The organism is Ferrimonas sediminum (assembly GCF_900100175.1).
GTDB classification, from domain to species: domain Bacteria; phylum Pseudomonadota; class Gammaproteobacteria; order Enterobacterales; family Shewanellaceae; genus Ferrimonas; species Ferrimonas sediminum.
Map to the genome: position 1 here is coordinate 256,744 of NZ_FNEM01000003.1, position 10,849 is coordinate 267,592.

Sequence of the window (10,849 nt, forward strand, 5' to 3'; positions counted from 1 at the left end):
GGGGGCACCGGGCGGTGCCCCTTTGAATTAGGCTTTCTTAAACAACAGAGAGCCGTTGGTACCACCAAAGCCGAAGGAGTTACACAGGGCGTAATCCAACTCGGCCTGACGCGCTACCGGACCGACGAAGTCCAGATCGCAGCCTTCATCCGGGTTGTCCAGGTTGATGGTCGGTGGCACCTGCTGATCACGCAGGGCCAGGATGGTGAAGATCGATTCAACCGCACCGGCGGCACCCAACAGGTGACCGGTCATGGATTTGGTGGAACCCATCATCAACTTGTAGGCATGTTCGCCGAACACCGACTTAACGCCGTTCACTTCGGCGATATCACCGGCAGGCGTAGAGGTGCCGTGGGCGTTGATGTAACCCACGGCCTCGGGCGCCACACCGGCGTCATTGAGGGCGTTGGTCATCGCCGCCGCACCACCGCGACCGTCGCTCGGTGGCGAGGTCATGTGGTGGGCATCGCCACTCATACCAAAACCCACCAGTTCGGCGTAGATCTTGGCGCCACGGGCCTTGGCGTGTTCATACTCTTCCAGCACGATCATGCCGGCACCGTCGCCGATCACGAAGCCATCGCGATCTTTATCCCAGGGACGGCTGGCCTTGGTGGGCTCGTCGTTACGGGTCGACAGCGCCTTGGCTGAAGCAAAGCCGCCAACACCCAGTTCGGTGGTGGCCATCTCGGCACCGCCGGCAATCATCACATCGGCATCGCCGTAGGCGATCATCCGCGCCGCGTGACCGATGTTGTGCACACCGGTGGTACAGGCGGTAGTAATGGCGATGTTCGGGCCGGTAAAGCCGTACATGATCGACAGGTGACCGGCAATCATGTTGATGATGGTGGATGGCACAAAGAACGGCGAGATGCGGCGGGGGCCGGACTTAACAAACTGGCTGTGATTGGCTTCAATCAACTGCAGTCCGCCCATGCCGGCACCAATGGCAGCCCCGATACGGTGGGCGTTGCCGTCGTTCACTTCCAGCCCGGAATCCTTGAACGCCTGGATGGACGCGGCCATTCCGTACTGGATAAACAGATCCATCTTGCGGGCATCTTTCTTGGAAAGATAGGCCTCAATATCAAAATCCTTGACCGAGGCAGAGAAGCGGACAGCGAACTCGCTGGCATCGAAGTGGGTAATGGGCGTGACACCACTCTGACCGGCCAGTACGTTGGCCCAGGTAGTATCGACGTCATGGCCAACCGGGGTAACCGCCCCAAGGCCTGTGACCACAATGCGGCGCTTGGTCATTATTATTCTCCGTCAGAAACAAAAACAGGCGGCCCAAGCCGCCTGTTTTAAAATTCGTCGGCTTACTGGTTAGCCGTTACGTAGTCGATCGCTGCCTGAACGGTAGTGATCTTTTCTGCTTCTTCGTCAGGAATCTCAGTATCGAACTCTTCTTCCAGAGCCATTACCAGCTCAACGGTATCCAGAGAGTCAGCACCCAGGTCATCAACGAAAGAAGCTTCAGCTTTTACGTCGTCTTCTTTCACGCCCAGCTGTTCGATAATGATCTTCTTAACGCGTTCTTCGATGTTGCTCATAGTCTTCGCTTTCCTATTTATTTTACGCCATTGCGTAGAGTTGCGAGTAGTTTATTCGATTCGTCTGACAATGCAAGCCACGCTTTTGTGGTCAAACCACGGAGATGACTTCATTTAGCCGAATTTCGCTTCAAATTAGCTACTGGATCACGGTTTCGGCCCAAATCAGGCCATTACCATTCCGCCGTTGACGTGCAGAGTTTCACCTGTGATATAGCTTGCACGATCTGACGCCAGAAATACAACCGCATCAGCAATTTCTTTCGCCTGCCCCAAACGGGCCACCGGCACCTGGCTCATGATGGCTTGCTTCTGGTCATCATTAAGCTCTTCGGTCATGTCGGTCTGGATGAATCCGGGCGCCACCGCGTTAACGGTAATGCCGCGGCTGGCAACCTCTTTGGCCAGGGACTTGGTAAAGCCCAGCAGGCCGGCTTTGGCCGCACAGTAGTTGGCCTGACCCGGGTTGCCCATGGTACCCACCACAGAGCCGATATTGATGATCCGGCCGGCGCGTTTCTTCATCATCGCCCGCAGTACCGCCTTGGAGGTGCGGAACAGAGAGGTCAGGTTGGTGTCGATGATGTCGCACCACTCCTCTTCCTTCATCCGCATCATCAGGTTATCGCGGGTAATACCGGCGTTGTTCACCAGAATATCGATATCACCATGTTCGGCCTTAATCGCCGCAAAAAGTTCCTCAACGGAGGCCTGTTCGGTCACATTAAGTACCATGCCCTGGCCGTGAGTCCCCAGGTACTCACTGATGGCGGCAGCGCCGCGCTCACTGGTGGCGGTACCGATCACCTTGGCGCCGGCGGCCACCAGAGTTTCGGCAACCGCGCGACCGATGCCACGGCTGGCGCCGGTTACCAACGCCACTTTTCCGGTCAAATCGATGCTAATGGTCATGAGAAGTCTATTCCTTATTATAACGCCGCAGCTAAGGTTGCTGGACAGTTCAGCGCCGCAGCGGAGATCGTCTTGTTAATTCGTTTCGCCAGACCGGTCAGGACCTTGCCCGGGCCACATTCGTAGGTGGCTTCAACCCCCTGCTCGGCCATGGCGTTGATGGTTTCGGTCCAGCGTACCGGGCTGTACAGTTGTCGAACCAGTGCCTGACGAATGGCGTCGGCCTCGGTTTCCGCGGCCACATCGACGTTGTTGATCACCGGCACCTCAGGGGTGCTCAGGGTCAGCTCATTCAACGCCAGCGCCAGTTTGTCGGCAGCGGGCTTCATCAGGGCGCAGTGAGACGGCACACTGACCGGAAGCGGCAGCGCACGCTTGGCACCGGCTTCCTTACACAGGGCTCCGGCGCGTTCTACGGCGTCTTTTTCACCGGCAATCACCACCTGCCCCGGGCTGTTGTAGTTCACCGGCGACACCACCTGCCCCTGAGCCGCCTGCTCGCAGGCGGCAGCAATGGCGTCGTCATCCAGGCCGATAATGGCGTACATGGCGCCGGTTCCCACGGGAACGGCTTCCTGCATCGCCAGGCCACGCAACTCCACCAACTTAATCGCGTCTTTAAAATCCAGTACACCGGCACACACCAGGGCAGAATACTCACCCAGGCTGTGACCTGCCATGGCGGCCGGAGCTGCGCCCCCCGCCTGGCGGTAAGCCCGGTACAACGCCACACTGGCGGCCAGCAAAGCAGGCTGGGTGCGCTGGGTCTGGTTCAGATCTTCAGCCGGACCCTGGCTGACCAGGCTCCACAGATCATAGCCCAGAACCTCCGATGCCTCGGCAAAAGTCTGGCTGACGACGTCGTTTTCTGCGGCCAGTTCAGCCAGCATGCCAACGGTTTGGCTTCCCTGTCCGGGAAATACGAATGCAAATTTAGACATGATAATTCCTTAGAATTTAACCAGGGCCGAGCCCCAGGCAAAGCCGGCACCAAAGGCTTCCAGCAACAACACCTGGCCGCGCTGGATACGACCATCTCGTACCGCCACATCCAGGGCGATCGGCACCGAGGCCGCCGAGGTGTTGCCGTGTTCGGCCAGGGTCAGAACCACCTGGTCCATGCCCATGCCCAGCTTCTTAGCCGTGGCTTTAATGATGCGATAGTTGGCGTTGTGGGGAACCAGCCAGTCGATCTCCGACTTGTCCATCTGGTTGTCCACCAGAGTCTCTTCCACCACCTGGGCCAAACGGGTCACGGCGTGCTTAAACACGTCGTTGCCCTTCATAAACATGTATTCCTCTTCGCTGGTGGCGCGAGGGGCCTTGCTGCGAACCGGGTTGGCCGCTTTCAGCAGCGGACCATGGCGACCATCCGCATGGATGTGGGTCGACATCACCCCGGGCTGCTCAGAGGCGCCAACCACGGCGGCACCGGCGCCATCACCAAACAGAATGATGGTGGAGCGGTCATCCGGATCGCACAGATCCGCCAGGGCATCGGCGCCGATCACCAGCACCTTCTGGCAGGCTCCGGATTTGACGAACTGATCCGCCACCGCCAAAGCGTAGATAAAGCCGCTGCAGGCTGCCGCCACATCAAAGGCGGGAATGCCCTGAATGCCCAGCATCGCCTGCACTTCACAGGCTGCAGACGGGAACGCATTGGCGGCACTGCAAGTACCACAGATGATCATGTCGATCTCGGACGCGTCAACCCCGGCCATCTCCAGAGCCTTCACAGAGGCCTGGTGGCTCATGTAGGACACGGTCTCGTCGCCAGTGGCGATATGACGCTGGCGAATGCCGGTGCGCTCCAGGATCCACTCGTCGGTGGTGTCCACCATTTTTTCCAGATCGGCATTGGTGCGGATCTGGGTGGGCAAGTAGCTCCCAGTACCTAAAATTTTTGTATGCATAGGAATATCAACAGGATTTTTCTAGTAGCACCGACTCGAGTCGAGCTTTGATTTTGCCAGGCACCTGCCTTTGAACCTCCGTTATGGCCTCTTCGATGGCGCGCAAATAGGCCATCTCATCGGCGTTCCCGTGGCTCTTTACCACAATATGGCGCAATCCTAACAGACTCGCACCGTTATAGTGGTCGGGGTTCATTTGCAAAAAAAGCTTTTTTAATCGCCCTTTCAACAGCCAGCTCAGACAGCGGGCCATCAGATTCTGTTTCACCGACTGTGCAATCTGGTGCATCAGCAGGCGGGCGATCCCTTCGGTGGTTTTAAGAGTGACGTTGCCGACAAAGCCATCGCAGACGATTACGTCCGCGTCACCGGTAAAGATCCGGTCGCCTTCGACAAAGCCTATGTAATTGATATGGGGAGTACTCTGCAGCAACCTTGCTGCTTGCTGAACCTGATCGTTACCTTTGATCTCTTCGGTACCGATGTTAAGCAGGGCCACTCTCGGATTGGGATTTCCCGTGACCTGTTCCGCCAATACGGCCCCCATGACCGCAAACTGAAACAGGGCTTCCGAGTCGCAACAGGCGTTGGCGCCCAGGTCCAGCAGGTATACCGGCTGTCCATGCATGCTGGGTAGTGCGCTGACCAAAGCCGGCCTGTCCACCCCGGGCAGGGTTTTCAGTACCACTTTAGCCATAGTCATCAGTGCACCGGTGTTACCGGCACTGACGCAGGCGTTGGCCTGGCCATTGGCCACCAGGTCCAGCGCCAACCGCATCGAACTCTGTTTCAGGCGCCGTAAGGCATGCAGGGGCTTGTCGCCCATCTGCACAACCTGATCGGCATGCAAAATCTGCAACCGAACGGATTCGGACGCATGATGCTGACGTAAAACAGAGAGAATCTCGGGGCGATCGCCCACCAGAATAAGATGCAGGTCGGAATAAACCGACAGCGCCTGCAAAGCTGCAGGCACTGTCACATGAGGGCCGTGATCGCCCCCCATGGTATCTAACGCTAGGGTTAGATGAGTCAAGTCGGTAACAACTTACTTGTTGATTACCTTCTTGCCACGGTAGTAACCGTCGGCAGTTACGTGGTGACGACGATGAGTCTCACCAGAAGTCGCATCTACAGACAGTTGACACTCAGTCAGAGCATCGTGTGAACGACGCATACCGCGACGAGAACGAGTCACTTTACTTTTTTGTACGGCCATGGCCCCAATCTCCTAATTACTTACTTTTAAGGTTTTGTAACACCGCAAAGGGATTCGGACGCTCTTCCTCAGGACTGACGGGTGGCAATTCACCCACGACGATCTCAGTTTCAGGGCGGTTGCAATCAGCCAGATCATGCATAGGCATCATCGGTACGGCCAACAACAATTCGTCTTCCACTAATTCCTGTAGTCTGATCTCGCCGTGCTCATTGAGTTCGACGGGATCGTAAGCATCCGGGAGCTCTTCGACCTGTGAATCGTCGGTCACAGGACTGTATGCGAATTCAACTGCGATAGGATGCTGAAAAGTTTCCATACAGCGCTGACACGTCAGAGTGAGCTCCGTCACAGCCTTCCCCTTGAGGTAGACTATCCCCTGGATGTCAGTGCCGCATTCAACGGACACTTCAGCATCAGTGCAATCGCCGGAACTCACACCAATCAAACGCTTCAGGTGCTTGGCTTGAAGGATACCTTCATAGCTAAGACCCCGTTGAGCAGCTCGTTTTGGGTCGAGCGATACCGGAATTTGAACATTCTGCATAGGGCGCGCAGTTTATAGATTGAGTTCCACAGAGTCAAAGAATATTTTAGACCCTGAGTTCCCATCTGAACACGCTGTAATCAGCGCCCTGCCTTAGTCTACTCACCACATCGACATCACCACAACCACGGTGATTCCACTGACGCTCCCCTATCCCCTGATTTACCGCGCCGTCATCCCGCCCTTGGTGGTTTGCCAACACCGTTCACAAACCCGGCAAAACGCCCTGTCAGAATCCAATTCTGAAGAATTTGTGACCCTTTTTCGCCGAAGTTTGCCTCGAGATTGAACCAGATCAAAAACCCGCCAACCCCCCTTATGGTGATTTCGAATCTCATCTGCTAGTCTTGCGGCCTGAAAATTTGTATCAACTTTTGAAGTGTCATCATGAAAAAGCCGCTTATCCTTGGCTCCACCTCACCTTTTCGACGTCAGATTCTCGAAAAACTGAATCTCCCTTTCCGTTGTGAAAAGCCTGAGGTCGATGAAACCCCACTGGACGATGAAACCGCCTATCAACTGGTAATGCGTCTGGCCGAAGCGAAAGCCCGTGCCGCCGGCCAGAGCCACGACGATGCCTGGGTCATCGGTTCCGACCAGGTTGCCGTGATCGACGATGAGATTCTGGGAAAGCCCGGAACCCACGACAACGCCGTCGAGCAACTGCAGGCCGCCAGTGGTAAAAAAGTCACCTTCTATACCAGCCTGTGTCTGCTGAACACCGATACCGGTGAAAGTCAGGTGGATGTCGAGACCTTCAAGGTCTACTTCAAGAACCTCAGCCTGAAGCAGATTGACGCCTACCTGAAAGCCGAACAGCCTTACAACTGTGCTGGCAGCTTCAAGAGCGAAGGCCTGGGTATCGCCCTGTTTGACCGTCTCAGCGGCCGCGATCCCAACACCCTGATGGGTCTACCGCTCATTCGCCTGACCGAAATGCTGCAAGCGGAAGGGTTCGACGTACTGCGCGCCCAGGCGGATCTTGCCTCCTGAATGCAGTCATGATAAACCTGTTCTGGTCAACTTTTGGTCAGAACAGGTTTATGGAACAGCGATTCACCTCATTTCAGGAGTTCTACCCCTACTATCTAGGGGAGCACCAAGACCGCCGCTGCCGCGTGCTGCACTATATCGGCTCTACGCTGGTGCTGCTGACTGCCGGGATTGCCGTGGCCTCCGGCCAACTGCTGCTGCTGCTGCTGCTGCCGGTAATTGGTTATGGCTTTGCCTGGGCCGGTCACTTTGGCTTCGAAAAGAACCGCCCGGCCACCTTTACCTACCCCTTTTACAGCCTGCTGGCGGACTGGGTGATGCTCAAAGACGCCATTACCGGCGAACTGGCACCCAAGCTCAAGCAACTGCAGGCCCCCAAACACAAGCCAGTTCGGTGAAACCGCAGTGACTGCGTTTCAAGCCGAAAACCGGGTTCGCGGGTCGGCTCGCAACCACACCACTGACGCTACCCTCGCCCACGGACGATAGGATACACTGGCGCCCTTCCCGAACTGCACGTACCTGAAATTACCATGAGCCAAGCACGGATTGGCAATGCCCTGGCGGCGTTGTCTTTTGTTCTGTGGGGCATTCTGCCCCTGTACTACCACTTTCTTCCCCAGGCCAACATGAATGAGTTGCTGGCGATCCGCATCATCACCTCGGTGCCGGTGATGCTGCTGCTGATTCGGTTGCTGAGCCGCAAGCCGATGTCGCTGGCGGCAGTGGTGGCCGATCGGCGCTCGCTGGGGTTATGCCTGCTTGCCTCACTGCTGATGTGCGTCTCCTGGTACAGCTTTACCTACGCCCTCACCCATGGGCAGGTACTGGCGGCCAGCCTGGGATTTTTCATCAATCCGCTGATTGCCATCGCCCTGGGAGTGATGTTTCAAAACGACCGGCTGTCACCGGCGCAGTGCCTTGCGGTGGTGCTGGCCACCGCCGGTATCGGCTATCAAGTCTATCAATATGGCGAGCTGCCGTGGATCTCTCTGCTCATGGGCAGCTTTTTTGCTCTGTACGGGCTGGTGAAAAAGTACATCCGCTTCGATTCCCTGACCTCGGTGGCGGTGGAAGCGGTGCTATTAACCCCGCCTGCACTGGCGTTCCTGCTGTACGCCCAGGCCACCTCGGGGCTGTCCTCCCTCGGCGGCAGTGGCAGCACCCTGCTGCTGTATCTCGGTGCCGGCCCCATTACCCTGGCGCCCCTTATCCTGTTTACCCTGGCCATCAACCGCACCTCTCTGACCATGGTGGGATTGATGCAGTACATCGAACCCAGCTTGCAGTTCCTGCTGGCCACCGTCCTGTTTGCCGAGGTGTTTGACCAGGTCAAGGCCGTGACCTTTGGCCTGATCTGGCTGGGGCTGTTGCTGTGCTCGGTCGAAGCACTGACCCAACAGCGGCGAAGACGGCGGTTGGCCCCCTAGACCGCCGCCACTATCAACCTAATCCATGGATGGGGTTCAAAGTTTTTCCATCACAGTGCCCGCCTGGGCGGCTGGAGTGATAGGGTTTACCGATCGCCGTCCCAAGGAGTGGATTTCATGTTCCCCAAGCTGGCACTGTTGGTGGCCTTCAGCATCTTCGGTCTGATGCCGCTGTATCTGCCGCTGATGCCCGGTGCCGATGTGGTAGAGCTCATCAGTCTGCGCATCGTAATGAGCGCCGTGCTGTTGCTGTCGCTGATGCAGTGGCAGGGCCAAAGCCAGCGAATCCTTTACGCCTGCCGCCATAACCGGCCGGCGCTGCTGCGCTGCGCCCTGGCGGCACCGCTGCTGGGGGTCGGGGGCATGCTCTCCACCTGGGCCTTCAGCCACAACCAGATTCTGGCAGCCAGCATGGGGCAGTTTCTGTCACCATTGCTGTCGATGGTGCTGGCGGTAGTGGTGTTTCGCGACTGCCTTAACCGCATTCAGATGCTGGCGCTGATGCTGGCAACGGTCGCGGTGGTGATTCAGTTCCACAGCCATGCCGACAGCATCATTCTGGCCCTGGTACTTGGCGGCCTGTTCGCCGCCTACGGCGCCCTGAAAAAGCAGGTGCAGCTGGACACCCTGACCTCGCTGTCACTGGAGCAACTGGTGGTGCTGCCGCCGGCACTGCTGTATCTGGGCTACCTGTGGCTTAACGGCGATTCGGTTCTGCAGCAGGGTGATGGTGCCCGAATCGCCTACCACCTGGGTTTCGGTATCTTGATTCTGACCGCGGTCATTCTGGTCAACTACGCGGTAAAACGGATCAGTTTCTGCCATTTCAGTTTGATGCAGTATTACGACCCCAGCCTGCAGTTTCTCCTGGCGGTATGGGTCTTCGACGAGGCCTGCCACCCCAATCGCTTACTGGGCTTTATACTGATATGGGGAGGGCTGGCTGCCGTTATCGGCACCGAGCTGTGGCGGCGGCACCGGCGCCCGTCTATGGCCACCACACCACCGAGTTAGCAAACTCACCAACAGTTGGTCAATTGCCGCAACATCTTGTTAACCCCACCAAAATTTCAACATGAAAATCACATAACCCATTGATTTAGAAAGCCTCAAAACTTTGGCACAGAGCCTGCATTGCCGTTGCTAACGTACGACTTAAGCAACCAAGGAACTGTGCTATGAATTGCCGCCTGTCTGTGACTGCCCTGTCTCTGATTCTCATCCTGACCGCCTGTGGCCAGGCTCCCGCCAATGACACCGGCGCCGACACCCCCGAAACGGCCCAGACCAGCGAAACCGACCAAAGCATCGTCACTCTGCCGGTGGAGACCCGGAATGTGGTCAGCGGCACCGTCGCCTCCTACTACAGCTCCACCGCCATCCTGGAAGCTCCGGAAGAGGCGATGGTGGTCAGCCGGGTGCCCGGCATCATTACCCACATCGCCGTCGAAGAGGGAGACAAGGTGGTTGCCGGTCAGTTGCTGGCCAGCATCGAGTCCGAGCGCTACCGCTACAACCTCAACAAGGCCCAGGCCGAGCTGGACGTCATCGACCAGGAGCTGAACCGTCTGAAAAAAATCGCCAACAAACAGCTGGTGAGCGAAGAGACCATGGCCAAACTGGAGTTCCGGCGCCTGTCGGCTATCGCCGATAGGGATCTGGCGGCACTGCAGCTGAAAGAGTCCAGGGCAGTGGCCCCCTTCGACGGCGTGGTCGCCAAACGTCTAGTCAAGCGGGGCAACATGGCCGAGCAATATAAAGAGCTGTTCTATGTGGTACGCCAGGATGAGCTGCATGGCATTTTATACCTGCCGGAGCAGGAACTCAGCCAGGTACGCAAGGGCCAACTGGCGCAGTTGATTCTCGGGGCCAACGACCAGCGCTTCGAGGCTCGGGTAGAGCGCATCAGCCCCATCGTCGACAGCAACACCGGTACCTTCAAGGTCACCCTGACGGTCCCCAATGACCAGGGACAATTGAAGGCCGGCATGTTCGCCAAGGCCAAACTCAAATACGACAGCCATGACAACGCCCTGGTGATTCCGAGAACCGCGCTGCTGCGACAGGATCAGGGCCATGCGGTGTATGTGGTGGAAGAGGGCAAAGCCCGCCGTCGTCAGGTCGAACTGGGGTTTGAGGACGAAGGCCGCGTAGAGATTCTGTCCGGCCTGAGCCTGCAGGACAAAGTGGTGGTTCGCGGTCAGCATCAACTGAAAGAGGACGCCCACGTCGAAGTGATCGAGCCTCTGCAACTGGCCCAGCGCTAAGGG

The 10,849-nt window shown here is 57.3% G+C and carries 13 protein-coding genes; 5 read left to right on the plus strand and 8 right to left on the minus strand.

Going from position 1 to position 10,849, the window contains the following annotated elements:
- Positions 1-27: 27 nt before the first annotated feature.
- The 8 genes from fabF to yceD form a co-directional block, all read right to left on the minus strand.
- Positions 28-1,266, minus strand: a complete 1,239-nt coding sequence (gene fabF / locus BLT77_RS05545; protein ID WP_090363243.1) for a beta-ketoacyl-ACP synthase II — start codon at positions 1,264-1,266, stop codon at positions 28-30.
- A gap of 62 nt (positions 1,267-1,328) precedes the next feature.
- Positions 1,329-1,562, minus strand: coding sequence for an acyl carrier protein (gene acpP / locus BLT77_RS05550; RefSeq protein ID WP_028113710.1), 234 nt, complete (start codon positions 1,560-1,562; stop codon positions 1,329-1,331).
- Positions 1,563-1,727: 165 nt separating this feature from the next.
- Positions 1,728-2,474 carry a 3-oxoacyl-ACP reductase FabG gene (fabG, locus tag BLT77_RS05555; protein ID WP_090363246.1) on the minus strand — a complete coding sequence of 249 codons (747 nt, stop codon included), beginning with the start codon at positions 2,472-2,474 and terminating at the stop codon, positions 1,728-1,730.
- Between the two features lie 17 nt (positions 2,475-2,491).
- A complete protein-coding gene (gene fabD / locus BLT77_RS05560; protein ID WP_090363249.1) occupies positions 2,492-3,415 on the minus strand; it encodes an ACP S-malonyltransferase in 924 nt (307 codons plus the stop codon).
- A gap of 9 nt (positions 3,416-3,424) precedes the next feature.
- On the minus strand, positions 3,425-4,390 hold the full coding sequence (locus tag BLT77_RS05565; RefSeq protein WP_090363251.1) for a beta-ketoacyl-ACP synthase III: 966 nt from the start codon (positions 4,388-4,390) through the stop codon (positions 3,425-3,427).
- Between the two features lie 7 nt (positions 4,391-4,397).
- The gene (gene plsX, locus BLT77_RS05570; RefSeq protein ID WP_090363254.1) at positions 4,398-5,426 is read right to left on the minus strand and encodes a phosphate acyltransferase PlsX; all 1,029 of its coding nucleotides are present in this window, start codon (positions 5,424-5,426) and stop codon (positions 4,398-4,400) included.
- 12 nt (positions 5,427-5,438) lie between these two features.
- Entirely contained in the window at positions 5,439-5,609 is a 171-nt protein-coding gene (gene rpmF / locus BLT77_RS05575; RefSeq protein ID WP_090363256.1) for a 50S ribosomal protein L32, read from the minus strand.
- A gap of 16 nt (positions 5,610-5,625) precedes the next feature.
- On the minus strand, positions 5,626-6,156 hold the full coding sequence (yceD, locus tag BLT77_RS05580; RefSeq protein WP_090363259.1) for a 23S rRNA accumulation protein YceD: 531 nt from the start codon (positions 6,154-6,156) through the stop codon (positions 5,626-5,628).
- Between the two features lie 387 nt (positions 6,157-6,543).
- On the opposite strand from yceD, the gene BLT77_RS05585 reads away from it, so the two are divergent.
- The 5 genes from BLT77_RS05585 to BLT77_RS05605 all read left to right on the plus strand — a co-directional run bounded on the left by BLT77_RS05585 (position 6,544) and on the right by BLT77_RS05605 (position 10,846).
- A complete protein-coding gene (locus tag BLT77_RS05585; protein WP_090363262.1) occupies positions 6,544-7,149 on the plus strand; it encodes a Maf family protein in 606 nt (201 codons plus the stop codon).
- A 50-nt stretch (positions 7,150-7,199) separates the two neighbouring features.
- A complete protein-coding gene (locus BLT77_RS05590; RefSeq protein ID WP_090363479.1) occupies positions 7,200-7,547 on the plus strand; it encodes an Mpo1-like protein in 348 nt (115 codons plus the stop codon).
- Between the two features lie 135 nt (positions 7,548-7,682).
- Complete coding sequence (rarD, locus tag BLT77_RS05595; RefSeq protein ID WP_090363265.1) at positions 7,683-8,579, plus strand: EamA family transporter RarD; 897 nt, start codon at positions 7,683-7,685, stop codon at positions 8,577-8,579.
- Between the two features lie 117 nt (positions 8,580-8,696).
- Positions 8,697-9,593 (plus strand): EamA family transporter, encoded by an 897-nt coding sequence (locus BLT77_RS05600; RefSeq protein ID WP_090363267.1) that lies wholly within the window; start codon positions 8,697-8,699, stop codon positions 9,591-9,593.
- Between the two features lie 164 nt (positions 9,594-9,757).
- Positions 9,758-10,846 (plus strand): efflux RND transporter periplasmic adaptor subunit, encoded by a 1,089-nt coding sequence (locus tag BLT77_RS05605; protein WP_090363270.1) that lies wholly within the window; start codon positions 9,758-9,760, stop codon positions 10,844-10,846.
- The last annotated feature ends 3 nt before the right edge of the window (positions 10,847-10,849 follow it).